Source organism: Burkholderia sp. WP9, from assembly GCF_900104795.1.
In the GTDB taxonomy this organism is placed as follows: Bacteria; Pseudomonadota; Gammaproteobacteria; order Burkholderiales; family Burkholderiaceae; genus Paraburkholderia.
The window spans coordinates 1,689,530-1,713,758 of sequence record NZ_FNTG01000001.1 but is presented as its reverse complement, the minus strand read 5'-3'; the positions used below and the strand labels follow the sequence as shown (position 1 = coordinate 1,713,758).

Sequence of the window (24,229 nt, the reverse complement as noted above, 5' to 3'; positions counted from 1 at the left end):
GTGGCGCGCCGGTTCTTCAGTGGCGCGAGGGCAGCGCGAGGCGACGTTCGTACCAGCGCTGCACGCTTTCGAGTACCTGGCAGAGCACCCAGTAAACCGCAGCCGCCGCGAGATACAGCGGCAGCGGCTGATACGTCGAGGCGATGATTTCCTGCGCGCTGCGCAGCAGTTCGGTCACGGTAATCACCGACACCAGCGAGGTGTCCTTGATGAGGCTGATCAGACTGTTCGACAGACTCGGTACGGCAATGCGCAAGGCCTGCGGTGCGATCACATAACGCAGCGTCTGGCGGCGCGAAAGACCGAGACTATAGGCGGCGAGCCACTGACCCTTGTGAATCCCGAGAATCGCGCCGCGCATGCTCTCTGACAGGTACGCCGCGACATTCGCCGACAGGGCGATCACACCGGCGGGCGTGGGGTCGAGTGAAATGCCGAAACTCGGTAAGCCGTAGTAGATCACGAAGATCTGCACCAGCAGCGGCGTGCCGCGCATCACGCTCACGTAAATGCGCGCGATCCAGTTCAGCACGCGGCTGTGGCTCACGCCCATCAAGGCGAGCACGGCGCCGGCAAGCAGGCCGAAGAACATCGACAGAACCGCGAACTTGATCGTCAGGACGGCGCCTTGCGCGAGCACGGGCAGCGATTCAACGAGCAGGGAAGTGGTGGACATGAGCGGTGGTCGGGTTGGCGCGCAAAAGCGCACATCATAAACGTTGCCGTCAAAGCGCGAAGGGCGGCATCGCCGACGATGCCGCCCTTCGTTTCAGTCAGCGCGTGTTACTTGACCGGCTTCGTGACGTCGATACCGAACCACTTGTCCGAGATCTTCGAGAACGTGCCGTCGGCTTCGAGTTGGGTCATCGCGTCGTCGATCGCCTTGGCGAATTTCGGGTTGCCCTTCCTGAACGGGATGCCGGACGGGTTGCCCGCGCCGACGTTCGCGCCGGTGCGCAGCGGCAACTGCGAGTTCTTCATCAGGTACGCGAGCATCAGGCGGTCGTTGAGCGCCGCGTCGAGACGCCCGGCGGCCAGATCGCGCAGGTACTCGGGCGCGCCCGGATACGTCTTCACGTCGATGCCCGGCACCGACTTCGCCATGTCCATGTAGTTCGTGCCCAGACCGACGCCGAGCTTCTTGCCCTTCAGATCGTCGAGCGACTTGAACTGGCGCGTGTCGTCCTTACGCTGGATCAGTTGCGCGGCCGAGTACGTGTAGGCCGGCGAGAAGTCGAGCGCCTGCTTGCGCGCGTCGGTAATGCCCACCTGGTTGACGATCACGTCGAACTTGCCCGCCTGCAGACCGGCGATGATGCCGCTCCATTCGGTCGTGACGAATTCCGGCTTCACGCCGAGCTTCGCGGCCACGGCCTTGGCGATGTCGACGTCGTAGCCGACCAGTTCGCCCGACGGCGCTTTCGAATTGAACGGCGGGAAGGTGCCCTCCAGACCGATACGCAGCGTGCCGCGCTGCTTGACCTGATCGAGCAGGTCGTCGGCGTGGGCGGTCACGGCGGTGAACGACGCGCCGATCAGACCGGCGACCAGAATCTTTTTCAACAAGCCAAATTTCATCGAGTTCCTTTTTTACGTCTGGCGTTTTAGCAGACGAAAGCATAACAAAGCAGACTATCGAAACCAAAATATCGTTTGTTTATGTCTATATTACTGGCGCGGCTGCCATGCTGCGCACGCGTGCGCGTTCAGCGCAGTGCTTGCACGCATTCGCGCACCAGTGCCGGTCCGCGGTAGATGAAGCCGGTATAGAGCTGCACCAGCGACGCGCCGGCCGCGATCTTGGCGCGCGCATCGTCGCCGGAGAAAATCCCGCCCACGCCGATGATCGGCACCGTCTCGCCGACTTCCGCGCGCAGCTTGCGGATCACTTCGTTCGACGCATCGAACACCGGCTTGCCCGACAGGCCGCCGGCTTCGTCGCCGTATTGCATGCCGGTCACAGCGGTGCGCGACAGCGTGGTGTTGGTGGCGATCACGCCCTCGAAGCGGTGGCGCAGCAGCGTGTCGGCGATCGATTTGATCTGTTCGTCGTCGAGGTCCGGCGCGATTTTCAGCGCGAGCGGCACCAGCTTGCCGTGCATGTCGGCCAGACGCTGCTGCTTGTCCTTGAGCGCGGCGAGCAGCGCGTCGAGTTCGCCCGCGCCTTGCAACTGGCGCAAATTCTTCGTGTTCGGCGACGAGATGTTGACCGTCACGTAGCTGGCGAACGGATACACGCGTTCGAGGCAGTACAGGTAGTCTTCGGCGGCGCGTTCGATCGGCGTGTCGGCGTTCTTGCCGATGTTCAGGCCGAGAATGCCGCGGTAGCGCGCGGCCTGCACGTTCTTCACGAACTGGTCGACGCCGGCGTTGTTAAAGCCCATCCGGTTGATCACGGCATTCGCCTGCGGCAGACGGAACATGCGCGGGCGCGGATTGCCCGGCTGCGCGCGCGGCGTCACCGTGCCGACTTCGATAAAGCCGAAGCCGAGCGCGGCGAGACCGTCGATGCAGGCGCCGTCCTTGTCGAGGCCCGCGGCGAGCCCGACCGGATTGCGGAACGTCAGCCCCATCACGGTGCGCGGCGCATCCGGCACATGCGGCGCGAGCACGCCGGCGAGGCCGGTGCGGCCGGCGGCGCCGAGCATGCGCAGGGTCAGGTGGTGAGCATCTTCCGCGTCCATGCGAAAGAGTTGGGCGCGTACGAGCGGGTAGAGGGAACTGAACACGGGACGAAGCCGGGCGGCCGAAAAATGGGAACCCGCCATTTTACCGGCTTTGAGGCGTTACCTTGACGCATTAATGAGGCCGGCTTGCGCGAGTGCGCCGCGACCGGCCAAAGCGGGCTTACGGCTTGAACGGCGGGCGCCTGCCGTGAATCGCCAGATCGACCGGCGGCAGGTCGATGCCCGTGGGATCGAGCACCCGCCAGGCGCCGTCGATCAAACCTTCGAGCGGGCGAAAATTCGCCTTGTACGCCATCTTCGGACTCTCGCGGATCCAGTAGCCGAGGTACACGTAAGGCAGCTTCAGGCTGCGCGCCTGCTCGATCTGCCAATAGATGTTGTAGGTGCCGAAGCTCGTGTTGGGCAGACCCGGCTCGAAAAACGTGTACACCGACGAGAGCCCGTCGCCGAGAATGTCGATCATGCTGATCATGCGCAGAATGCCCGGCGCATCCGGCCGGTCCGGCAGCGGCTCGCGGAATTCGACCAGCCGCGAGTTGATCCGGCTCTGCAGCAGGAACTGTTCGTACTGGTCGCGGCTGTCGCGGTCCATGCCGCCGCCCGCGTGCCGCGCCGACTGATAGCGCATGTAGAGCGCGTAGTGTTCCTCGTCGTAATGGAGCGGTGCGACGGTGGCGATCAGCTCGCCATGTTTCTTCCAGACGCGGCGCTGCGTGCGGTTCGGCTCGAACTGGTCGACCGGCACGCGCACCGGCACGCAGGCGCGGCAACCGTCGCAATACGGCCGGTAGGTGAACACGCCCGAGCGCCGGAAGCCGGCCTTGACGAGGTCGGTGTAGACGTCGGAGTTGATCAGGTGACTGGGGGTGGCGACCTGCGAGCGCGCGATGCGCCCATCCAGGTAACTGCAGGGGTAGGGCGCCGTTGCATAAAATTGCAGCGCCGAAAGCGGGGAAAGAGGCAGCTCGTTGGGATGAGTCACGTTGGCAGCTCTCGAAGCGTCTCTGGTAATGCAAACCCGGCGCCTTGCGGTTGCCCACCCGCGGCGTGACCCGCGGCTCGGTGGGCGGCGGATCCGGATTCGGCCTGATTCTTCCTACGCCGCTGGCGCGACGATCTCGAGCAGCACGGTCTTGTCGAAGCGCCAGCGAATCGGCGGTGCCTCGACCGACGCGCGAACATGCGCGATGAACGCCTTGCGCGCTATCTCGCGACCGCCCAGCGACGCCAGATGCGACGTGTTCTGCTGGCAGTCTATCATTTCTATTTCGTGACGGCGCAAGTGTCCGACAAGCGCGGCCAGCGCCATTTTCGACGCGTCGGTGACGTCCGCGAACATGGATTCGCCGAAGAACATCTTGCCGAACGACACGCCGTACAAACCGCCCACGCGCTTGCCTTCGAACCAGGTTTCGATGCTATGCGCGTCGCCTGCCCGATGCAGCGACGAATACGCTTCGACGACGTCCGCGGTGATCCAGGTGCCGCGCTGTCCGCGTCGCGGCGCCTGAGCGCAGGCGCGCATCACGGCGGCGAAATCATGGTCGACGCGGATTTCCCACGCGTCCTCGCGCAGCACGCGCCTGAGCGTTTTGCGCAGCGACGGCGACACTTTGAATTCGGCCGGGCGCAGGATCATGCGCGGGTCGGGACTCCACCACAACACCGGCTGGCCGTCCGAATACCATGGGAAGATGCCGCGCCGATAGGCGTCGATCAGTCGCGACGGCAGCAGATCGCCGCTGGCGGCGAGCAGGCCGGGCGCGCCACTCGTCGCGCCGAGCGCGCGCTCGACGGGCGGAAACGGATCGTCGGGGCCGAGCCACGGAACCATGCGCGCCGCTCAACCTTCGCGCAGCGAGCGGAAGATGTCGCCCGTGTGCAGGCCGAAGCTGCCGGCGGCACGGTCGGCGAAAAAGAAACGCAAAGTCTGGCCAACGGTGGGAAAGGCGATCTCGTCCCAAGGGATTTCGTGCTCCTCGAAGAGCTTCACTTCGAGACTTTCCTCGCCGGCGGCAATGTCCAGATCGAGCAGGCGCGCCATATAGAACAGATGCACCTGATGCACGTGCGGGACGTTCAGCAGCGAAAAAAGGCTCTGCACCTCGACGCGCGCGCCGGCTTCTTCCAGCGTTTCGCGCGATGCCGCCTCGGCGGTCGTCTCACCCATTTCCATGAAGCCCGCGGGCAGCGTCCAGTAGCCGTAGCGCGGTTCGATCGCGCGACGGCACAGCAGCACCTTGTCGTCCCAGACCGGGACGGTGCCGACCACGTTGCGTGGATTCTGATAATGCACCGTGCCGCAACTGACGCAGACGAAGCGCTCGCGGTTGTCGCCCGGCGGAATGCTCAGACTGACGCCGTGGCCGCAGACAGAACAGAATTTCATAGGAAGGGGACAGGAAAGGGTGATAGGAGTTTATCACTGGGGCGCGATTTTACTCACGTCGGAAAATAGCGATGCGCGGTATTCGGCGACGATTGGGTTAGCTGGCAAGGGGCATGCCGAAGACTGCGGCACAGGAGGCGGTATATTTAATTTGGGGTGCAGAATATCTTGAGCCCGAGACTTGAACCGTGAGGGCTTATCGTGATGTGGGCTGTGCAAGTGGTGATCGCGAACCGCTGATGAAATGCGAGTGCGGACGCGGGAAAGACGTGTGCGCCGCGCGGAGCGCGCAACCTGTCATGAAAGATTTGGAAAGAAAACAAAAAAGGCCTGCCGGTTGGGCAAGCCTTCAATGTTTTGTTTCGACGTCTCGAACCTTTTTGCGCACCACGTTGAACACGCTGAATGCACTTGGTTGCGGGGGTAGGATTTGAACCTACGACCTTCGGGTTATGAGCCCGACGAGCTGCCAGACTGCTCCACCCCGCGTCCGTCGAAGAAAAGATTATAGAAGAAGTTGGACGCGGATGCAATAGCTATTTAAGAACCGGCTTCAATCCAATGCATCATGCGGCTGGCGTGAGCTTGCCAAGGTCGCGGCACGCACTGCGCGCGTCGCATGCCGGAAGGCCGGCGTAAGGCGCTACGCTAGAATTCAGATTCTTCTCGCGACGCCGCCCTGCATGCACGCGGCGCACGCTTCATCTCTACCTTTGATCCGAACCCCATGGATATCGCTCACGATCTGCAGGTGATTGCCGCTCAGGAACACGCTCTGGTGTTTCCCCACTTCGATGCCGACCGCGCATGGCAAGTCGGCGCCTACCTGCACGAGGTCGCCAAGGCGCGTGGCATCCCCGCCGCGATCGACGTGCGCACGTTCGGTCAGCCGCTCTTCTTCAGTCTGCTCGGCGGCGCGACGCCGGACAACGTCGATTGGGCACGCCGCAAGGGCAACACGGTCGCGCATTTCCGCCGCAGTTCGTACGCAATCGGTCTGAAGATGCAGCAGGCCGGCAGCACGCTCGCCGACAAGCACGGCTTGCCCGCCACGGAATATGCGTCGCACGGCGGCGCGTTTCCGCTGACGGTGGCGGGCGCGGGCGTGATCGGTTCGATCACGGTGTCGGGCTTGCCGCAGCGCGCCGATCACGAGCTGGTCGTAGAAGCGCTGTGCGCGCACCTCGGTCACGACTACAGCAAGCTCGCGCTTGCAAAGGCTTGAGGCGATGCGGCTGCCTGCTTATGCATTGCTGGGCATCGCGATCGTGGCCGAGGTGATCGCGACCTCCGCGATGCGTGCGTCGGAGGGCCTCTCGCGGCTGGTGCCTTCGGTGGTGGTCGTGCTTGGCTATGGCGTGGCGTTTTATTGCCTGTCGCTGACGCTCAAGAGCGTGCCGGTCGGCATCGTCTATGCGGTGTGGTCCGGCGCCGGCATCGTGCTGATCACGCTGGTCGCGGTGGTGTTGTACCGGCAGGTGCCCGACGTGCCGGCGATTATCGGGCTCGGTCTGATCATTGCCGGCGTCGCCGTGCTGAACATGTTTTCGAAGATGCAGGCGCACTGAGGAATCGCGCACCGAATCGCGCACCCACAGGCGCCACGGGCGCTCACTTGCAGCGCACGATCATCGAACGGTTCTTTACGTTGGCCGAGACGACGTTGGTGACACTGCCGCCCGCAGCGCCGCCTTCGTCATTGTCTTTCGACACGATGTCGTAGCCCGTCGCGCCACATGCCTTACCGGCCTGCACGTAGCACGAGGCCCAACTGGAAGCGGCGTCGGCGCCGCTGCAATTCACGGCGAAGCCGGTCTGGCCGTTCGGCAGATTGATTAGCGATGTGGTGTTCGACGATGCGCAGCCGGCCAGCCCCGCGCCCAACAGCACGGCTGCGGGCAAAGCCGCCGCGAGCGACGTCCGGCGAACCAGGGCAAGCGCTGCGCTGGTTCGAAGGCGGTTGAGGCGGCCGGCGCGGCGCAGTTGCGTCATGAAATGCATCGTGATGTTTCCTTTCAGAGTGATAGTGGGCTTGCCACGCAGACGAGAAGCGCCTGTTCGTTGGGGGCATGCTCAGGGCGTTTCGATCGTAATGCCCGCTGCGCTGACCAGCCGACGGCTTTCAGCGCCTGTTTCCGTGGCCGCGTCTTCCCAGATGCTGATGGCTTTCGGAATGTCGATGCCGTGGCTTTCGGCATAGGCAAACCATGTGTTTGCCGCATCCGGCTCGGGCAGTTCGTGGTTCTGCAGAAAATATTTTCCCATATTGCGCTCGCTGACTTGAAAAGGGCGTCGTCGCGGCAGCACGGATCGTGCCGACTATGTGGTTCGACCGGCGTGGGCCGCACAAGTGCGATTGGGCGCCTCGCTGGCTGGCTTACAGAACTAATCGGCTCGCGAGGCGCCTTACATAGTGGTTAGCCGCGGCGCGCCAACGCCTGTTCCATGCGGACGAGGCGCGCAAGGGTCGACACGGCGCTCAGACACGGGGTCAAAGTGAGCAGGCGTCCCGGACACTCGCCCACGCGGCATCCGCTCATGAATTGCAACGAGGAGAACGAATATGGCTGAACGGGTCAGCGGCCCCTATCGTGGTTACTACATCAGCGCCACCGCGCGTCTCGTGCACGCGGCCGATACGCCGGCCACGCCTGCGGGCGGTGCGAGCGGGACTTACGTCGGCTCGGTGAGTCTCACCGAACACGGTCCGGACGATCCTCACCGCATGGAAACCTTGCTGGATCTCGGCGACGGCCAGCGCTTCGGCAGCGAAGAGGAGGCGCTCGTCTTTGTCGAGCAGGCCGCGCGGGATTACGTCGACCGCCTGCTGGGAGGCGCTTGATGGCGGTGTTTCCAAGGGAGCAAGGCATCGCCGGGAGCAACGTCGAAACTGCTGAAGAAAGCGCCGCCGCAGGCTGGACCGCGGTCCAGCCGCGCGAGTACCATATCGACGTTGTCCGGGGCCGGCCCTCTCTCGCCGGCGCTGGTTTCCTGCCGGACCTTTCTGATGAGGCGACCATGGAAATTCGGTTTCCCGCGGACGCGCCTGCCTACCGCGACTCCAATCTGACCGTTGTGTTTCCCGCGCTGGTGGACGGCGAACCGGTGCCGTGCGCGATTTCGGTCGAAGCGCTCGAAGATCATTTCGGCGCCTACTCCGAAGACCTGGAAGGGTGGATGCGCGCGTTCGACGCCGGACGCCCGCGCATCGAAGCGGTGGCGCGCGAGCACTTGCAGATCAGTAACGGCACGCCCGTGCTGCTGAAAAGCGGCCATTTCCCGCCGGGCAACGTGAGCGGTGTGGGCGGTTGATGCCGCGTGAGTGCGACTCATTGGAATAGAGTGCTGCCGACTGCTCCGCATTGCTGCCGAGCGCTCCGGATTGCTGCAGCGTGCGGCCGATCGGTGGCGCGGGCCGAGGCGATCCGTCATGCGTTGGCATAAACGGCCGCTAGCCGGCTGGCAACTGGCCGCGCGAACACCGCTCACGGTTTCCTCCACAGCTCTCGTCGCCCTCGTTCAAACCGCGTTCGCCGCGCTTCTGTTTGCCCCAGCGCTAGAGGCTGCCGCCTCGCGTGCCGCATCGAACGCATGTCGGATACCTTCCTCGTAAGACGTCTTGGCGATCGGGCCAATCAGTTCCGTCAACGCCGAATCGTCGAGCACGACCGGTTCGGTCATCAGGTAGTTCATCTCCACCAGTTCCCGCATCAACGGATTGAACAGGCCGAGCAGGCGCAGCAGCGTTTTGCCGGCGACTAGCAGTTTCGGCTCGCGGCCCGCCAGCGCGTAGGCCTGCCGCGCCACGTCGCGCTGCGTGATGGTGCCCGCGCCGGCAAGGTGCCACCAGCGGCCATACGCTTGCGGCGTGCGCGTGAGCTTTTCGACCACCGGCCCGATATCCGGCAGATAGATGAATTCATGCGGCACATCCACTGGGCCGATCACCTGGGCGCGCTTGCCGTTCGCCGCGCCCTCGAAAACGCCGTTCAGCAGACTGCGCTCGATACCCGGGCCGTAGAAGTCGGGCAGGCGCAGCACGAGGGTCGAGAGGCCGTTCTGTCCATGCGCCGCCAGCACCAGATTTTCCTGCGCGAGGCGCATCCGTCCTTTGAACGTGTGCGGCTCACGCGGATGATTTTCGCTGATCGGATTGCCGCGCGCGCGGCCGTACGGGTACACGGTGCCGATCAGAATGAAGCGCTCGACGCCTGCCGCCTTCACGCCGGCAAGGGTCCGCTCCATGAGCGGCGGATGAGCGGCGAACTGGTCGTAGGGCACGCCCACAAGATAGATCACTGTCTGCAGACCTTGCGCGGCCGCGCGAATCGAAGCGGGGTCGTCCGGATGCCACGTGACGATCTCCGCATGCGGATCGTTTCCGAACGCGGCCTGGAGCGCCTCGCGGGAGCGGCCGACCACGCGGTAGTCGCGGCCCGCCGCACTGAGCGCCGCTGCGATGATCTGACCGGCCGCGCCCGCGGCTCCGAATAAACCCACCTTGCCTATGGCTTGCATGACGACTCCTCGAAACGGCGCCGCATCGCGCCTGCATGAATGGATTGACGAATGAAAATTTAATGAACGCCGTTTAGTGAACGGTGTTCAGTTTAATTTGACTTTTCAGTTTGTCAACCGGAAAATGTTCGCCATGGGAATCGCTGAACGAAAGAACCGCCAGAAGCAGGCATTGCGCGAACGCATCCTCGATGCCGCCCGCCGCATCGTGATGCGCGAAGGCTTTGCCGCGCTGTCCATGCGCAAGATCGCCGACGCCATCGAATATTCACCGGCCACGCTCTACCTGCACTTTGCGAGCCGCGACGAGATCGCGCAGGCATTGTGCGCGGAAGGCTACGCGCAATTGCTGGAGACGTTCGTGCCGCTCGCGGGCATCGCCGATCCGGCTGAGCGGCTCAAGGCGCTCGGGCGGGCTTATGTGGCGTTCGGGGTCGCGCATCCGGAAACCTACCGGCTGATCTTCATGGAAGATCCGAGCTACACCGGCGCGGCTTTGGGCGGCGCGCTCAAGGGCAGGGCGGTGCCGGACGAGGACGCGGCAGTCACGCCAGCGGACGCGGCGGGTGGTGATTCGGCCGAACCCGAGGACGACCCCGGCGAGGCCGCGTTGCACATCATGATCTCCGCATTGGAAGAACTCAAAGCGGCGGGCGGGTTGCCGGCATCGACGGATGTGGCGGTGTGGGCCGAGGCCTTCTGGGCGACTTTGCACGGTATCGTTGCACTGAACCTCACCTGTCCCGTGTTTCCGACCGCACCGCTCGACACGGTCGTGGGCGTCGCGCTGGATACGTGGCTGGGCCCGTCGCATGCGAGGTCGAACAACGCGCCGTCGCAGCGCATCGCGACTACTGCGGGCACACGCAAGAAAAAGCCCTCTGGCGCGAGCACGGAGTTGCCGGCGGAGCAAGACAACGAACCTGCCACGCAGACGCCGGGCAGGAAGCCGGCGCAAGCGGCGACGGCCAAGGTTCCCACGCCCGAACCCGCGCACGCTTCAAGGCGCAAACCCACGCGTGCGTGATACCTTTCAATTCCACCTCATACCGCGCCGCTGCGCCTAGCACTCCATGTCCATTCCCGCCTCGCCCGCCATCAGCGACGAAGTCGCGACCTACGTAGCCAACCGCATCGGCTTCATCGAACTGGAAAGGCCGAAGGCGCTCAACGCGCTGTCGACCGGCATGATTCGCGCAATGCACGCGGCGCTCGACCAGTGGCGCGAAAATCCCGATGTGCTCGCCGTCGTGGTGCGCAGCCAGCACCCGCGCGCGTTCTGCGCGGGCGGCGATATCCGCTTTCTGTATGAGATGGCGCAGCGCGGCGAGCAGGACGCGCGCGACACGTTTTTCAGCGAGGAATACCGGCTCAATCACGCCATCTTCACTTATCCCAAGCCGTATATCGCGTTGATGAACGGTGTCGTGATGGGCGGCGGCATGGGTATTTCACAGGGCGCGCATCGTACCGGCGGCCTGCGCGTCGTCACCAACTCGACCAGGTTGGCGATGCCCGAGACCCGCATCGGGCTATTTCCCGATGTCGGCGCGAGCTGGTTTCTGGCCCGCACACCTGGCGCGATCGGGCGTTATCTTGCCGTGACAGGCGAGACGATCGACGCGGCCGATGCGCTATACGCCGGTCTGGCCGACGCCTATATCGAGGACGCGGCATTGCCCGCGCTGATCGATACCTTGCGCAGCGAACTGTTCGAGCGAGGCGTGGACGTAGTGGCGTGCATCGAGCGTGAGGCGCTTGCGTACCAGGTCGTGCCGCAGCCGGAGGCCTCGTCGCTCGCACAGGCGCGTGCGTTGATCGACCGTCACTTCGCGTTGCCGGATGTCGCGCGCATTCTCGCCTCGCTCGAAAGCGAGCGCGACAGCGGCGAGGCCGCCGATTGGGCCGAACAGACGATCGCGATATTGCGCGAACGTTCGCCGTTGTCGATGGCGGTGTCGCTGGAAGTCGTGACGCGCGCCGAGGGTTCGATGGCGGACGTGCTGCGCGGCGATCTCGATCTGACGCGCTCGAGCTTTCTGCAGGGCGACACGATCGAAGGCATTCGCGCGCGCATCATCGACAAGGACAACGCGCCGCGCTGGCGCTTTGCGCGCATTGAAGACGTGAGCGCCGCCGAGGTCGAGAAGATGTTCGAGAGCCCGTGGCCGGCCAGCGAACACCCGTTGCGGGATTTGCGCGGTTAGGCCCTAAGCCTGAAACGCCGGAAAGTCATGCCGTCGTTGCGAGCGGCATGTCAGCGTGGCGCGTGACGTGCGGCGAGCTTGCGGGGACCGTTCATTGCCCACGCGCATTGTCCACACTCACTCCTCATCTTCGCTTGCCATGAAGGCGCGCATGAACACCAGCGCGCCCCAGCCCCACATGGCATTCGCCGCGAAACCGACCGCGAGGCGCGGCAGCATATTGCCGCTCGGCCAGATGCCGCGCAGCGGATCGACTACAAATACGCTCGCCGCCGTCAATGCGATGCCGCCGAACACGAAGGCCGGCACCCAGGGCGCGCGACGATGCGGCGCGACGCGCAGGAGCCACGCCATCAGCACGGCCCAGAACGCGCTCCAGATCGCGTTGGCGATGAACTCAGGCAGCCCGAGCGGTAGAAAAGGCGCGGTCGAAAAACCGGTCGGGTCGATCATCCCGGCTGCGTGCAGCAGCGCCAGTGTCGATTCGTGGAAGAACAGGGAAGCCAGAAAACCGGCGACGAACGGCAGGATGAGTTTTTGCATGCATTGCACCGCCAGGGTACAGGCGGCGTGGTGTCGCGTGGCCTGCACCGGATTATTGGAAACGTGCGCCATTATATAGAGCGGCCCCAGACCTGTCGCTTCGCGCCGGGGCTGGCGGGAGGGCGGTACACGTCGCGCGGCCCGGCGCGTTAGCGAGCGTGACACGCGCTTGCTCGCCGCAACTCGGTTCCAAAAAGGCGTCCACCACGCGTCCACCAGGCATCCACAAAGCGCGCCATCCGTATGCTTTAGCGTCGGGCTAATCACGAAAGTGGAAAACCTAAGCTAAAAAAAATCGTTCAAAAGCCGCGGCCCGATCCATAGACTCTTTCACCATACAGACGGCGTTTGCCGCCGTCGCCGTTTAATCGACGCGCGCGTGACGCGCACGTTTGGTCGAGGGAAGCCGTCGCGATGTTCTGCCTGATGCCGATCTTCACCTGCCACATGGCGCACGCGCGCCGGCGGGTCCGCTGCCGCCGCTAGCCGGCGCCGATACCGCGTTTTCCGTCTTCTTGCGCTGCACCGTCCGGCTGTGTGCCGGATGGATGCGCGCGGCCGCGCGCGCCGGCACTCGACGCACCGTTTCCATTCAATCCAGTTTCGATCATGCAGGAGCAGCAAATGAATGTGTTCTGGTTCATTCCGACTCACGGCGACAGCCGCTATCTCGGTACGTCCCAAGGCGCACGCGCAGCCGATTACGACTACTTCCAGCAGATCGCCGTCGCCGCCGATACGCTCGGCTACGAGGGCGTGCTGCTGCCGACGGGCCGCTCATGCGAGGACGCGTGGGTCGTCGCGTCGAGCCTGATCGCCGCGACCAAACGGCTGAAGTTTCTCGTGGCGATCCGCCCGGGCATCTCGTCGCCGGGTCTGGCCGCGCGTATGGCAGCGACGTTCGACCGTCTGTCGAACGGGCGTCTGCTGATCAATGTCGTGACCGGTGGCGATGCGGCGGAACTGGAAGGCGACGGCGTGTTCGTCGACCACGACACGCGCTATGAAATCACCGACGAATTCCTGCACATCTGGCGCAAGCTGCTGAGCGCCGCGCATACCAACGACGCGATCGACTTCGAAGGCAAGCATCTGAGCTCGAAGGGCGGCAAGGCGTTGTATCCGCCGGTGCAGCATCCGCATCCGCCGCTGTGGTTCGGCGGTTCGTCGCCGGCCGCGCACGACATGGCGGGCGAGCATATCGATACCTATCTGACGTGGGGCGAGCCGCCCGCCGCGGTGGCGAAGAAGATCGCCGACATTCGCGCGCGCGCCGCCGCGCACGGCCGCGAGATCAAGTTCGGGATCCGTCTGCACGTGATCGTGCGGGAGACCGAAGAAGAAGCGTGGGCCGCCGCCGACAAGCTGATCAGCAAGCTCGACGACGACACCGTCGCGCGTGCCCAGGCTTCGTTTTCGAAGATGGACTCCGAAGGGCAGCGCCGCATGGCCGCGCTGCACGGCGGCAAGCGCGGCGGCCGCGCGGAGCTCGAGGTCTATCCGCACCTGTGGGCGGGCGTGGGCCTCGTGCGCGGCGGCGCGGGCACTGCGCTGGTCGGCAACCCGGAGCAGGTGGCGGCGCTCATGAAGGAATACGCGGACCTCGGCATCGACACCTTCATTCTGTCGGGCTATCCGCATCTCGAAGAGTCGTATCGCTTCGCCGAACTCGTGTTTCCGCTGCTGCCGAACCGGCTGAACAAAGTCTCGAACGGGCCGCTGTCGGGTCCGTTCGGCGAGATCGTCGGCAACAACTATCTGCCGAAGGCGGCGAGTTCGAGCTGAGTGCAGGTGCTGCAAACGGCACGCGCGATCATCGATAAGCAATGAGGAAGGCAAGCATGGCTCAATCCACTGTAAGTACGGATCGGGACGAAGGCGCAACTGGCGGCGCGGGTTTCAATACGTTGCGCCGGATCGGCGCGCATCTCGCGCCGTGGCTCGCGCCGCTCGCGATTCTGCTGGCGTGGGAGTTCGCCGCGCGCAGCGGCGTGCTGTCCACGCGCGTGCTACCCGAACCCCTCGCGGTCGTGAAGGCCGCGTGGTCGCTAATCCAGTCCGGTGAAATGTGGGCGGACGTAAAGGTCAGCACGTGGCGCGCGGTGTCGGGTTTCGCGATCGGCGGCGGCATCGGACTCGTGCTCGGACTCGCCACGGGTCTGTTCAAGCCCGCGGAGGTCGCGCTCGATTCGACCGTGCAGATGATCCGCAACATCCCGGCACTGGCGATGATTCCGCTCGTGATTCTGTGGTTCGGCATCGAAGAGGAAGCGAAGGTGTTTCTCGTTGCGTTGGGCGTATTTTTCCCGATCTATGTGAACACTTTCCACGGCATCCGTTCGGTCGACGCCAATCTGATCGAAATGGCGCGCAGTTATGGCGTGAAGGGTTTTGCGCTGTACCGGCATGTGATTTTGCCGGGCGCGTTGCCGTCGATTCTGGTCGGCGTGCGCTTCGCGTTCGGGCTGATGTGGGTCACGCTGATCGTCGCCGAGACCATTTCCGCGCAATCCGGTATCGGCTATATGACGATGAATGCGCGCGAATTCCTGCAAACCGATGTGGTGGTGGTCGGCATTCTGCTCTACGCCGCGCTCGGCAAACTCGCCGATGTGCTGGCCAAGAGCCTCGAGCGCGTCTCGCTGCGCTGGCACCCGGCCTACCAACGAGGAGCGAAGCCATGAACGCAACGACCTTGTCGGCGTCGTTCGGCGGGATCGCCGGCAGCGACCTCGAAGCCGAACTGGTGCAAGCCCGCACCGTCGAACATGACGCGAACGAAGCCGCGGACTTCGAGCATGCCGATGCGGCGCATCATCAACAGGCGCGCGCCGATTCGCGGCTGCATGGCGGCGCGCTCGCGCGCGACGACGTGCGCCGCGCGGCGGACTATTCGGTGGAGTTGCGCGGCGTCGGCAAGCGCTATGGCGAGCGCGAGGTGCTGGCCGATTTCAATCTGTCGATCGAGCGCGGCAGTTTCGTGGCGATCGTCGGCCGCAGCGGCTGCGGCAAATCCACCTTGCTGCGGCTCGTCGCCGGTCTGGAAAAGACTACTTCGGGCGTGCTCGAAAAGCGCACCGAAGACGGCGGCCCGCTCGACACCCGCATCATGTTTCAGGACGCGCGTCTGTTGCCCTGGAAGAGCGTGCTGCAAAACGTGATGCTCGGCTTGGGCCGCAGCGCGCGTGAGGACGCCCGCGCCGTGCTCGCCGAAGTCGGCTTGCTGGAGCGCGCCAACGATTGGCCCGCGCAGCTTTCCGGCGGCCAGCGTCAGCGCGTGGCGCTGGCGCGGGCGCTGGTGCATCGGCCGCAACTGCTGCTGCTCGATGAACCGCTCGGCGCGCTCGATGCATTGACGCGCATTGAAATGCACGCGTTGATCGAACGCCTGTGGCGCGAACATCGATTTACCGCGCTGCTGGTGACGCACGACGTACATGAAGCCGTGGCGCTCGGCGATCGGATTCTGCTGATCGAAGAAGGGCGCATTGCGCTCGATCAGCCGGTGCCGCTGGCGCGTCCGCGGGCGCGCGCGTCGGCCGGTTTCGCCGCGCTCGAAGAGCATGTGTTGCAACGCGTACTGAAGACGGCGCCGAACGACGACGCGCTGTCCGACCGTGCGTACGACACACGTGACGAAGGCCGCGCGAGGCGGCCGACAGACGTCCGCTGGGCCGTCTGATATTCCTGGACTGACTGTTCTCAATCGCTTCTCTGGAGCCACTCGAAATGAGCATTTCCGCAATCAACGTACGCAATCAGTTCAAAGGCAAGGTCAAGGAAATCATCCGCGGACCGGTGGTCTCCGAAGTCGACGTCGATACGCCGTTCGGTATCGTCACCTCGGTGATCACCACGCGCTCCGTCGACGAACTCGATCTGAAGGTCGGCTCGGAAGTGGTCGCGCTGGTGAAGTCGACGGAGGTCTCGATCGCGCGCCTGTGAGGCTTGCGCTATTTCGCGTTCGCGCCGCTCGCGGGCGGCTCGTGCATCATCTTGTCGTTGGTCGGCTTCTCGGGGCGCTTGATCGGCATATTGTCAGGATTGATCGAGCCGCTTGGGCCGCTTGAGCCGTTCAAGCCCGGGGCGGACTGAGGCGGCCTGACCATCGACGAATTGGCGTCCGGCGCCGCTGCCTGCGCGGGTTTTTGTGCGGGTTGTTGTCCTGATTGTTGCCCTTGTCCCGGCTTCGCCGTCTGCGCGAATGTCACCGTTCCGCGCGCGTCGGCTATTGCCAGCGCGATGCCCGCTATCAGCGCGGCCCATCTGTTTCGCTCCATGATCGTCCTCCTTGGCGGTGCCGCCTGCCGGGTTCCGGTTGCCGGTGTCGACGCCGTCGTGCTTGCGGAATCATTTGCGCGACGCAACCCGCGTGCCTCGACGCGGCACCTGCATACGTCCCCGAAACTTGCTAGGATGAATTGAGCATGTAGACGGAGACAGCCATGTCTAAGTCATTGAGTCCCGAATCGGTCGAGGCCTTGCGGCGTCTGAACGACGTCGGTGTCGGACAGCCGGCGCCGAAACTCGAGCAGTCCGTGACCGCTGAATTGCTGGCGGGTGGCCTGGTTGCCGAAGCGAGCGGCGGCGAAGTCGAGATCACCTGCAACGGCCGGCAATACCTTTCGGGCGATTGCGATTGATCGTCGAAGCGGCAACGGCCTGACGTTCGGGCCGAATCGTTCCGCGAGCCGCTGGCGTGCTCGCCGGACGAGTCTGGCCGTCAGATTCGCGCAGGTATCACGGAGGAGACCATGGAGCCGAAGGGCCTCGATATGGGGGACTACCAGGAGCGCTATCAGGACTACGACATCGAGGTCGCCGTCGAGCAGGTGCTGACGGGCGTCAAAGCGCATTTTCGGGTGTTGCGCAACGGCGCGGTGGTGGTCGACTGGCGGCTCGTGCATATCGACAGCCTATGGTCCACCGAGCATGCCGCGGCCGAGGCGGCCTTCCGGGCGGCGCGCGAAGTGATCGACGCGGGGTTTGCCGAGGGGTTGCCCGGTTAGGCGCCCAAGCGGTTTGGTCGCAGATCGGGGGCGCCGAGGCGCGCTGGCGGGAAAATCGCGCACGGGTTCGGTTAATCTGCTTGTCCCGTCAAGACTCTCCGGAGACCGCTTTGCATTTTGCGCGCGCTATCCCGATCATCCGTATTTTCTCCGAGGAAAAAGCGCGGGAGTTTTACGTGGACTTTCTCGGTTTTGCCGTCGAATGGGAACACCGGCTCGAAGAGCATTTCCCGCTCTATGCGCAGGTGCGGCGCTCCGACCTGATCCTGCATTTGAGCGAACACCACGGTGACGCCACACCCGGATCGACGATTTTCGTGCCGATGCAGGACATCGACGCGTTCCATGCCGAACTTCAGCGCAAAGACTACAAATATGGGAAACCTGGCATTGAGACGTTGCCGTGGGGCAGGGTGCTCGAGACAGTCGATCCGTTCGGCAACCGTATCCGGTTTTGCGAATCGCCAGAAGAGTAGTAAGCCGACCAGAAGTCGCGAGGTGGTGACAATGAGCAGCTCGTCTGCGCGCAATGGCTCCGAAATGACGCGGGTTTTGCAGCGGCTTGCGGAGCCGCTTGTGAAACCGCTTGTGACGCGAGGTAAACGCAACTGGGCGCCGGCATCGATACTGCATGCGCGGCGCCCAGTTTACCGGCCGCCCTCGTGAGGCAGCCGGTTCAACGGCAACTGCTTAGTGGCCGAAGAAAACCGATTGCGGGCCAGAAACCGGCTCTTTGGCGCCCGATTGCGACGACACGTTGTTCACGCCGCCGTAGGCATTCGATTCAGCGTTAGCGCGTTCAGCCGCGACGGTTTGTGCGTTCTGGCCTTGTTGCGAAGCCGGTGCGCCGACCGACGGACGATAGAACGGTGCCGGGCCGTAGCCGCTAGCAAAAGCGGGAGCGGCGATCGAGGCAGAAACAGCAACCAGCAGGGCGGCGATGAGCTTGGTCTTCATGGTGTGACTCCGATAACGTTACGACTTCATTTCAGGAAGGCGTCGCAGGGGCCGGTGAGGTGTGTCTGCAACGTCGATGGAATGCAGTGTATACCCCTACTATCGAGAATTTGTATCGATAACTTGAAATTACTGTTCTCTATTCTGGAATAATCGGCGCAAGGCAGGCGGGATAAGCGTGAGCGATGGTCCGACCCCGTGCGGCATGGGTTTTGAGGAATAAAGACCCGCGGCGCAACGAGGTTAAATGCATTGAATGAAGCTTGGCTCGATCGAATTCGATCGGATCCGTTGCTTGGGGGAGCACTCTGATGGACCTATGGATTCAACCATGCGCTGCCTGCGCTGACCTGTATGGCCAACCGGCCGCCAGTAGCCCGCACGACAGGTTGGCGCTGAATAATCGTGGGGCGGTGAAAGACGTGCGAGTGGAGGAGCACTACACCTGCGTGCGCTGCAACGCGGTGTTCGCTCGCATTCTGACCGGCGAGCCGCACAAGCAGATCTGGATGTTGCTGAACGCGAGTCAGCACTGACGGCTGACGGTTCGGCGATTTTTGCGGACGCACCGCCTCCCACGACAGCAGGGCGATGCCGACAAGCGTATAGAGGATGACGCCTCGCAGCGGGCGGCTCGCTGAAACGTTGGCGGCGTTCCTGTAAAGTTTTCGGTGCGGCTGCCGAAAACGAAAGCATGAAATACTTCTTTGACTACAAACTCGCCGAGCGATACGGCTACGGGATCGCGGTGTATATCGCCGCCGAAACTTCCGATTTGCAACGTGCCATTGATTTGACAAACGCTCGACGCCTGCGCGCCGGTCGGCGCCCGCTCGAGGACGCGAAGATTGAGGACGTGCTATCGGCCATGCGCAACACGGGGCGGCTTTCGACCGAAAGGGATGAGGGCGGAGCCAACGTGTCGGACGCAACGCGCTGAAGCGGGATTCAAACCGCGAAGGAAAACCGCAAAGGCCAAAACAAAAACGGCGAAGTGATTTCTCACAACGCCGTTCGTAAAACTTGACTACTTGAATTCTTTGGGGTGGCTGATGGGGCTCGAACCCACGACAACAGGAATCACAATCCTGGACTCTACCAACTGAGCTACAGCCACCACTGACATCTGCTTGACTTGCCGTAAAACTTGGCTCGTCGATGAAGAAACGAGATTATACGAACAAGAATCTCGTTTGCCTAGTCCTTTATTCAAAAATTTCGGCAGGCTCGCGCAGATGCTGCCTTGCCTCATCGAAGATGCTCAGATCGCGCGCGGCGAGACGTTTGCTATCGGACAGCACACGGCGCCACCCACGCGCGCCCGCCTCACCGCGATAGAGGCCGAGCGCATGGCGCGTAATCGCGCCGAGATACGTGCCGCGCGCCATTTCAGCCGCGCAATACTCGATCAGTTTCGCTTCAACCTGCTCGCGAGTGAGCGGCGTTTCTGTCGAACCATAGAAGCGTGCATCGACATCGGCCAGCACATACGGGTTGTGATACGCCTCGCGCCCGAGCATGACACCGTCGACGTGTTGAAGATGCGTCTCCACTTCATCAAGCGTCTTGATGCCGCCGTTGATGATGATCTCCAACTGCGGAAAGTCGCGCTTCAACTGATACGCGTATTCGTATTTCAGCGGCGGAATCTCGCGATTTTCCTTTGGGCTCAAACCCTTCAGAATCGCGTTGCGCGCGTGCACGATGAACACATTGCAGCCGGCGTTCGCAATCGTGCCGACAAAGTCGCGCACGAAACCGTACTCCTCGACTGCATCCACGCCGATGCGGTGCTTGACCGTCACCGGCACGGACACTACATCGCGCATGGCCTTGACGCAGTCGGCGACGAGTTGCGGCTCGTTCATCAGGCACGCACCGAATGCGCCACGTTGCACGCGCTCGGATGGGCAGCCGCAGTTCAGGTTGATTTCGTCATAGCCCCATTGTTCGCCGAGTTTCGCCGCGCGCGCGAGATCGTCGGGTTCGCTGCCGCCGAGTTGCAGAGCGACCGGCGCTTCTGCCGGCGTGAACGCGAGATGGCGCGGCACGTCGCCATGCAGCAGCGCGCCGGTCGTCACCATTTCCGTGTAAAGCCAGGTATGGCCAGAGATCACGCGATGCAGGGAGCGACAGTGACGATCAGTCCAGTCCATCATGGGAGCAACCGAGACGCGGCGCGGACTGGGAGTTCGAGGTGAAGACATGGGGCGGCCAGACGGCTTGATTCAAAACACCGATTTTACCGCAACGCGTGAAATCGCCGTCCGGGCGAGACACTCGCGACCCGTGCTGTCCAGAAACCATGCCATTGGCTGGCCCGCGAGTCAGGTGCGGGCCACGTCAATGTCCATGTCCTCCTCCGTGACCGCCGCTGCTGCCCCATGAGCTTCCGCCGCCGCTGCCGCTACCTCCGCCGTGGTAGCCGCCGTAACCGCCGCCATGCCAGCCGCCGCCGTGCCCTCCGTCCCCGCCGTGCCACCCGTGGCCGCCATGCCATCCGCCGCCATGGTAGTAACAGCAGGACCCACCCCAGCCGCCGTAGATGCCGACGCTGCCGTAAACCGGCGCATACGGTGGTCCGTAAGCGTAGCCGTAGCCGGGGTAATAAGGTTGCGCGTAGCCGTAATCGTATGCCGGTGCGACGACGCATCCGGTCAGGCTGGCCATCACCGCCAACAGTGCCATTGATGCAATGAGCCTGCTCACGATTTTCTCCTTCGGGTAAGAGTGAGAAACCGCGCACGCTCAGGAGTTCAGCAGCATTTGTGTCCGCACATTACGGTTTGCGCGCGACATAGCGCGTCCAGAGGTCACGCGTTGCGATTGGCGACCACTGCTTAAGGCGCGGCGACAAGTTTCGAAAACTTACCCATTCACCCCGCTGTAACAGTTAGTTAAATTTTCGCAACGCAACTGTAGGGCGCGCCTGTTAAGTTCCCTTCAGACAATTACCTCGAATCCAGCCGATGCCAATTTGCCGGCCGGATGAAAAGACCGCACCCGCTTACCGTCAGGATCGCTCGAAGCGAAGCCTGCGAAGATCCACCCTTTAATGACGCACGATCCCCAGCCGGCCACTGCATCAGAATGGCGCGCCGCAGGCGACGCCTTTGCTGCGCGCGGCGAACTCGACGCCGCGCTGCAACGTTTCGAAAACGCGCGCGCGCTCGCGCCTCGCGACGTGCTCGCGCACCAGCGCATCGCGGCGACGCTCGCCGCGCTGAGCCGCTTTCCCGAAGCCGTGCTCGCCTATCGAGCGGCAATTGCGCTCGATCCGCGCGACACGGATTCGCATCACGGCCTCGGCTGGACGCTCGAGCAGATGCATCGGCTCGAGCAGGCGGTGGATGCTTACCGCGAGGCGGCCCGCCTGAATCCGCTAGCCGACGGTTCGCACAACAACATGGGCAATTGCCTGCAGGCGCTCGGCCGCTTCGACGAAGCTCACGCCGCCTATCGCCGGGCGATCGAGGCCGCGCCGCAGGTGCCGCTGTATTACCGCAATTTCGTGCAGACCAAGCGCCTCACCAGCGAAGATCCGGTATTCATCGCGATGGAGCGTCTTGCCGGTAACCCCGCTTCGTTGACGCCGGCCGATCAGGCGGAGATTCACTTCGCGTACGGCCAGGCGCTCTCCGATTTGGGCCGCAACGACGCGTCGTTCGATCATTTCCTGAAGGGCAACGCATTGCACCGCGCCGGCGTGCGCTACAACGAGGCGGAGACGCTCGGCCTGTTCGCGCATCTGCCTGAGCTGACGACTTCGGCGGTGCTGGACGCGAAGCGCGGCCTGGGTGATCCGTCACAAGCGCCGATCTTTATCGTCGGCATGCCGCGCTCGGGTTCGACCTTGATCGAACAGATTCTCGCGAGTCATCCTCAGGTATTGGGCGCGGGTGAGCGCACGGAATTCGGCGAAGCGCTGGTGAACTGCATCCGCCGCGATCCGCAAGATCCTTTGCGGATCGATATCGAGGCACTAGGGGAGGTCGGCGCCGCGCCGTTGCGCGCGCTCGGCGCGGACTATTTGCGTCGCATGCGCGGCGCGTTGCCGGAGATTCACGACCCCGCACAGAGCGAAGACGCCACGCCGACCTCGCGCTACACGCACTTCACCGACAAATATCCGTTCAACTTCATCAACCTCGGCCTGATTCATCTGGCGCTGCCGAACGCCCGCGTCGTTCATAGCAGCCGCGCGCCTTTGCCAACGTGCCTGTCGATCTTCTCGCGGATTTTTCACGACGTGCCATTCAGCTATGATCTCGGCGAACTGGGCCGCTACTACCGCGCCTATGACGCCCTGATGGCCCACTGGCAACGCGTGCTCCCGGAAGGGGTGATGATCGAGGTCAAATATGAAGAACTGGTCGACGATTTCGAAGGCAATGTGCGCCGCCTGCTCGCGCATTGCGGGCTCGACTGGGACGAGCGCTGCCTGTCCTTTCATCAGAACAGGCGCCAGGTGAACACGGCCAGTTCCGCGCAGGTGCGTCGTCCGCTTTACAGGACGTCGTTGCAACGGTGGCAGCCGCAGCAGGCCTTGCTTCAACCGCTGTTCGACGGTCTCGGCCCGAAGCTGGCTCCGGCGCACGGACATGGGGCTGACGAGGTTGCGGCAACCGGCTCGGAGCGTCGCGCATGAGCGCATCCCGCGGCGCCGTGATCTGGATGACGGGACTTTCCGGCGCCGGCAAGTCGACGTTGGCCAACGGCTTGCTCGAGCGGCTGAAGCAGGCAGGGCATGCCGCGATCGTGCTCGACGGCGACGTGCTGCGGCGTGGACTGAACGCCGACCTCGGCTTCACGCCCGAAGACCGCACCGAAAACCTGCGGCGGGTCGCGCACGTCGCGGCGCTCTTCATGCAGCAGGGCTTTGTCGTGATTGCCGCCGTGATCTCGCCGGAGCATCGGCATCGGCGCTCGGCGCGCGAAATTGTCGGCGAAGGGTTTGTCGAGGTCTTCGTGAAGGCCCCGCTGAAGGTCTGCGAAGCGCGCGATGCCAAGGGGCTTTATGCACGCGCGCGACGCGGCGAAATTGCGCATTTCACCGGAATTTCCGATCCGTTCGAAGCGCCGCTTTCGTCCGACGTGGTGATCGAAACCGACCGGATGCCGGTCGACGAATGCGTAGACCACGTGTTCGCGTATCTGGCCGCGACGGGGCGTCTGGGCGGCTAGCGCATTTTGTGCTGACGCCCCAGCGTATTACCGCAACAAACTACCCGAATGATGCAGGGCCGGGTACACGCCGATGATGAACGCCGCGTAGATCGCGGCCATCGTCACGCCGGCCGCGGTGCCCCAGATGTCGCGCGATGCGGCGCCCTGGCGGAAATGAACGGGTAGTCCGACGATGATGTAGCCGATCAGAAAGAATGCGATGACGGCACGCACGGGCGAAAGGTCGTGGCCGATAAATTCAAGCAGCGCGGACAAGCTGAAATCAGACATGGACGGGCAGGCAGGATGAGATGCGAATGATGGGGCGAACCGCGGCGCGAACCACGGCGAAACGCGCGAAGACCTACGTGGATTAAAGTCCATCCAGTGCGCAAGGTACAAGCAAAACTCTGTATAAATTTGTACAGGCTTGCATTACTTGCACCATGCCTGCGCGGCAACTTTCAACCGCGCTTCACGACACTTCACGCGGCTTTCACCGCGAAGCGATCAGCGCTTGCGCAGAGGATCGAGCAGCGACTTCAGGCCGTTGTGATCGATCTCCTGCATCAAGGCCAGCAGCCGGCCGATTTCTCCCGGCGGAAAGCCCTGACTGGCAAACCAGTTTAGATAATGACCGGGCAAGTCCGCAATCAGGCGGCCCTTATATTTTCCGTAAGGCATGACGCGCGTGACCAGCAGTTCGAGGTGTTCGGGATTCATTGCACAGGGTCGGGGCGCGGAGAAACGTGG

The 24,229-nt window shown here is 63.4% G+C and carries 33 protein-coding genes and 2 tRNA genes; 17 read left to right on the top strand and 18 right to left on the bottom strand.

All coding sequences use genetic code 11. From position 1 onward, the window contains the following. Positions 1–16 precede the first annotated feature (16 nt). From BLW71_RS07745 to BLW71_RS07715, 7 genes are all read right to left on the bottom strand, one after another. Entirely contained in the window at positions 17–676 is a 660-nt protein-coding gene (locus tag BLW71_RS07745; RefSeq protein ID WP_091794684.1) for an amino acid ABC transporter permease, read from the bottom strand. A 107-nt stretch (positions 677–783) separates the two neighbouring features. Beyond that, entirely contained in the window at positions 784–1,578 is a 795-nt protein-coding gene (locus BLW71_RS07740; protein ID WP_091794682.1) for a cystine ABC transporter substrate-binding protein, read from the bottom strand. Between the two features lie 128 nt (positions 1,579–1,706). Beyond that, positions 1,707–2,768, bottom strand: coding sequence for a quinone-dependent dihydroorotate dehydrogenase (locus BLW71_RS07735; RefSeq protein WP_177204987.1), 1,062 nt, complete (start codon positions 2,766–2,768; stop codon positions 1,707–1,709). Between the two features lie 79 nt (positions 2,769–2,847). Continuing rightward, positions 2,848–3,669: an arginyltransferase gene (locus BLW71_RS07730; protein WP_091794680.1), complete on the bottom strand. Its 822-nt coding sequence runs from the start codon at positions 3,667–3,669 to the stop codon at positions 2,848–2,850. 114 nt (positions 3,670–3,783) lie between these two features. Beyond that, complete coding sequence (gene aat / locus BLW71_RS07725; RefSeq protein WP_091794678.1) at positions 3,784–4,521, bottom strand: leucyl/phenylalanyl-tRNA--protein transferase; 738 nt, start codon at positions 4,519–4,521, stop codon at positions 3,784–3,786. Positions 4,522–4,530: 9 nt separating this feature from the next. Further along, on the bottom strand, positions 4,531–5,076 hold the full coding sequence (locus BLW71_RS07720) for an NUDIX hydrolase (RefSeq protein ID WP_091794676.1): 546 nt from the start codon (positions 5,074–5,076) through the stop codon (positions 4,531–4,533). 412 nt (positions 5,077–5,488) lie between these two features. Further along, positions 5,489–5,565: transfer RNA gene (locus BLW71_RS07715), tRNA-Met, on the bottom strand. Between the two features lie 238 nt (positions 5,566–5,803). Between BLW71_RS07715 and BLW71_RS07710 the strand changes: the two genes are divergently transcribed. Both BLW71_RS07710 and BLW71_RS07705 read left to right on the top strand, forming a co-directional pair. Further along, on the top strand, positions 5,804–6,301 hold the full coding sequence (locus BLW71_RS07710) for a heme-degrading domain-containing protein (RefSeq protein ID WP_091794674.1): 498 nt from the start codon (positions 5,804–5,806) through the stop codon (positions 6,299–6,301). A gap of 10 nt (positions 6,302–6,311) precedes the next feature. Then, positions 6,312–6,644, top strand: coding sequence for a DMT family transporter (locus tag BLW71_RS07705; RefSeq protein ID WP_502686825.1), 333 nt, complete (start codon positions 6,312–6,314; stop codon positions 6,642–6,644). Positions 6,645–6,687: 43 nt separating this feature from the next. Here the strand turns inward: BLW71_RS07705 and BLW71_RS07700 are convergent, their stop codons facing one another. Both BLW71_RS07700 and BLW71_RS07695 read right to left on the bottom strand, forming a co-directional pair. Beyond that, positions 6,688–7,077, bottom strand: coding sequence for a hypothetical protein (locus BLW71_RS07700; protein WP_091794668.1), 390 nt, complete (start codon positions 7,075–7,077; stop codon positions 6,688–6,690). A 72-nt stretch (positions 7,078–7,149) separates the two neighbouring features. After that, complete coding sequence (locus BLW71_RS07695; protein WP_091794665.1) at positions 7,150–7,341, bottom strand: hypothetical protein; 192 nt, start codon at positions 7,339–7,341, stop codon at positions 7,150–7,152. 298 nt (positions 7,342–7,639) lie between these two features. On the opposite strand from BLW71_RS07695, the gene BLW71_RS07690 reads away from it, so the two are divergent. Both BLW71_RS07690 and BLW71_RS07685 read left to right on the top strand, forming a co-directional pair. Then, on the top strand, positions 7,640–7,918 hold the full coding sequence (locus BLW71_RS07690; protein ID WP_091794662.1) for a hypothetical protein: 279 nt from the start codon (positions 7,640–7,642) through the stop codon (positions 7,916–7,918). 176 nt (positions 7,919–8,094) lie between these two features. Beyond that, on the top strand, positions 8,095–8,388 hold the full coding sequence (locus BLW71_RS07685; protein WP_091800569.1) for a DUF1488 family protein: 294 nt from the start codon (positions 8,095–8,097) through the stop codon (positions 8,386–8,388). Positions 8,389–8,595: 207 nt separating this feature from the next. On the opposite strand, the gene BLW71_RS07680 is transcribed toward BLW71_RS07685, so the two are convergent. Further along, positions 8,596–9,594, bottom strand: a complete 999-nt coding sequence (locus BLW71_RS07680) for an NAD-dependent epimerase/dehydratase family protein (RefSeq protein ID WP_091794659.1) — start codon at positions 9,592–9,594, stop codon at positions 8,596–8,598. Between the two features lie 133 nt (positions 9,595–9,727). On the opposite strand from BLW71_RS07680, the gene BLW71_RS07675 reads away from it, so the two are divergent. Together BLW71_RS07675 and BLW71_RS07670 are read left to right on the top strand one after the other, a co-directional pair. Beyond that, positions 9,728–10,621: a TetR/AcrR family transcriptional regulator gene (locus BLW71_RS07675; protein ID WP_091800566.1), complete on the top strand. Its 894-nt coding sequence runs from the start codon at positions 9,728–9,730 to the stop codon at positions 10,619–10,621. 46 nt (positions 10,622–10,667) lie between these two features. Next, positions 10,668–11,801, top strand: coding sequence for an enoyl-CoA hydratase/isomerase family protein (locus BLW71_RS07670; RefSeq protein ID WP_091794657.1), 1,134 nt, complete (start codon positions 10,668–10,670; stop codon positions 11,799–11,801). A gap of 117 nt (positions 11,802–11,918) precedes the next feature. On the opposite strand, the gene BLW71_RS07665 is transcribed toward BLW71_RS07670, so the two are convergent. After that, a complete protein-coding gene (locus tag BLW71_RS07665) occupies positions 11,919–12,344 on the bottom strand; it encodes a hypothetical protein (protein ID WP_091800563.1) in 426 nt (141 codons plus the stop codon). 624 nt (positions 12,345–12,968) lie between these two features. Here BLW71_RS07665 and ssuD point away from each other — a divergent pair. From ssuD to BLW71_RS07645, 4 genes are read left to right on the top strand one after another with little or no spacing between them, the layout of a single operon-like run. Continuing rightward, a complete protein-coding gene (gene ssuD, locus BLW71_RS07660) occupies positions 12,969–14,129 on the top strand; it encodes an FMNH2-dependent alkanesulfonate monooxygenase (RefSeq protein WP_091794655.1) in 1,161 nt (386 codons plus the stop codon). Positions 14,130–14,185: 56 nt separating this feature from the next. Continuing rightward, on the top strand, positions 14,186–15,028 hold the full coding sequence (gene ssuC / locus BLW71_RS07655; protein ID WP_091794653.1) for an aliphatic sulfonate ABC transporter permease SsuC: 843 nt from the start codon (positions 14,186–14,188) through the stop codon (positions 15,026–15,028). Next, positions 15,025–16,026 carry an ATP-binding cassette domain-containing protein gene (locus BLW71_RS07650; protein WP_091794651.1) on the top strand — a complete coding sequence of 334 codons (1,002 nt, stop codon included), beginning with the start codon at positions 15,025–15,027 and terminating at the stop codon, positions 16,024–16,026. Before ssuC ends, BLW71_RS07650 begins: the two co-directional genes overlap by 4 nt. A gap of 47 nt (positions 16,027–16,073) precedes the next feature. Next, positions 16,074–16,289, top strand: coding sequence for a TOBE domain-containing protein (locus BLW71_RS07645; protein ID WP_011488137.1), 216 nt, complete (start codon positions 16,074–16,076; stop codon positions 16,287–16,289). An 8-nt stretch (positions 16,290–16,297) separates the two neighbouring features. Here BLW71_RS07645 and BLW71_RS07640 read toward each other — a convergent pair whose 3' ends face one another. Continuing rightward, the gene (locus BLW71_RS07640) at positions 16,298–16,624 is read right to left on the bottom strand and encodes a hypothetical protein (RefSeq protein WP_091794649.1); all 327 of its coding nucleotides are present in this window, start codon (positions 16,622–16,624) and stop codon (positions 16,298–16,300) included. Positions 16,625–16,789: 165 nt separating this feature from the next. Between BLW71_RS07640 and BLW71_RS07635 the strand changes: the two genes are divergently transcribed. From BLW71_RS07635 to BLW71_RS07625, 3 genes are all read left to right on the top strand, one after another. Next, positions 16,790–16,987 carry a hypothetical protein gene (locus tag BLW71_RS07635; RefSeq protein ID WP_091794647.1) on the top strand — a complete coding sequence of 66 codons (198 nt, stop codon included), beginning with the start codon at positions 16,790–16,792 and terminating at the stop codon, positions 16,985–16,987. A gap of 111 nt (positions 16,988–17,098) precedes the next feature. Continuing rightward, entirely contained in the window at positions 17,099–17,353 is a 255-nt protein-coding gene (locus BLW71_RS07630) for a DUF6566 family protein (RefSeq protein ID WP_091794645.1), read from the top strand. Positions 17,354–17,463: 110 nt separating this feature from the next. Next, positions 17,464–17,829 carry a glyoxalase superfamily protein gene (locus BLW71_RS07625; RefSeq protein WP_091794643.1) on the top strand — a complete coding sequence of 122 codons (366 nt, stop codon included), beginning with the start codon at positions 17,464–17,466 and terminating at the stop codon, positions 17,827–17,829. Positions 17,830–18,043: 214 nt separating this feature from the next. On the opposite strand, the gene BLW71_RS07620 is transcribed toward BLW71_RS07625, so the two are convergent. Continuing rightward, the gene (locus BLW71_RS07620) at positions 18,044–18,310 is read right to left on the bottom strand and encodes a hypothetical protein (RefSeq protein WP_091794641.1); all 267 of its coding nucleotides are present in this window, start codon (positions 18,308–18,310) and stop codon (positions 18,044–18,046) included. Positions 18,311–18,621: 311 nt separating this feature from the next. On the opposite strand from BLW71_RS07620, the gene BLW71_RS07615 reads away from it, so the two are divergent. Together BLW71_RS07615 and BLW71_RS07610 are read left to right on the top strand one after the other, a co-directional pair. Next, the gene (locus BLW71_RS07615) at positions 18,622–18,846 is read left to right on the top strand and encodes a hypothetical protein (RefSeq protein WP_091794638.1); all 225 of its coding nucleotides are present in this window, start codon (positions 18,622–18,624) and stop codon (positions 18,844–18,846) included. Between the two features lie 158 nt (positions 18,847–19,004). Further along, positions 19,005–19,250 carry a hypothetical protein gene (locus BLW71_RS07610; RefSeq protein WP_091794635.1) on the top strand — a complete coding sequence of 82 codons (246 nt, stop codon included), beginning with the start codon at positions 19,005–19,007 and terminating at the stop codon, positions 19,248–19,250. Positions 19,251–19,351: 101 nt separating this feature from the next. Here BLW71_RS07610 and BLW71_RS07605 read toward each other — a convergent pair. The 3 genes from BLW71_RS07605 to BLW71_RS07595 form a co-directional block, all read right to left on the bottom strand. Beyond that, positions 19,352–19,427, bottom strand: a tRNA-His gene (locus BLW71_RS07605). A gap of 88 nt (positions 19,428–19,515) precedes the next feature. Then, positions 19,516–20,517: a tRNA dihydrouridine(20/20a) synthase DusA gene (gene dusA, locus BLW71_RS07600; protein ID WP_091794633.1), complete on the bottom strand. Its 1,002-nt coding sequence runs from the start codon at positions 20,515–20,517 to the stop codon at positions 19,516–19,518. 136 nt (positions 20,518–20,653) lie between these two features. Then, positions 20,654–21,019: a hypothetical protein gene (locus tag BLW71_RS07595; protein WP_091794631.1), complete on the bottom strand. Its 366-nt coding sequence runs from the start codon at positions 21,017–21,019 to the stop codon at positions 20,654–20,656. Between the two features lie 346 nt (positions 21,020–21,365). Here BLW71_RS07595 and BLW71_RS07590 point away from each other — a divergent pair, with 346 nt between their 5' ends. Continuing rightward, the gene (locus BLW71_RS07590; protein WP_091794629.1) at positions 21,366–22,958 is read left to right on the top strand and encodes a tetratricopeptide repeat-containing sulfotransferase family protein; all 1,593 of its coding nucleotides are present in this window, start codon (positions 21,366–21,368) and stop codon (positions 22,956–22,958) included. Further along, a complete protein-coding gene (gene cysC, locus BLW71_RS07585) occupies positions 22,955–23,494 on the top strand; it encodes an adenylyl-sulfate kinase (RefSeq protein WP_091794627.1) in 540 nt (179 codons plus the stop codon). The genes BLW71_RS07590 and cysC overlap by 4 nt, the downstream gene beginning before the upstream one ends. A gap of 27 nt (positions 23,495–23,521) precedes the next feature. Here cysC and BLW71_RS07580 read toward each other — a convergent pair whose 3' ends face one another. Both BLW71_RS07580 and BLW71_RS07575 read right to left on the bottom strand, forming a co-directional pair. Beyond that, complete coding sequence (locus BLW71_RS07580) at positions 23,522–23,767, bottom strand: hypothetical protein (RefSeq protein ID WP_091794625.1); 246 nt, start codon at positions 23,765–23,767, stop codon at positions 23,522–23,524. 219 nt (positions 23,768–23,986) lie between these two features. Further along, a complete protein-coding gene (locus tag BLW71_RS07575; protein ID WP_091794623.1) occupies positions 23,987–24,199 on the bottom strand; it encodes a DUF3820 family protein in 213 nt (70 codons plus the stop codon). Between the last annotated feature and the right edge of the window lie 30 nt (positions 24,200–24,229).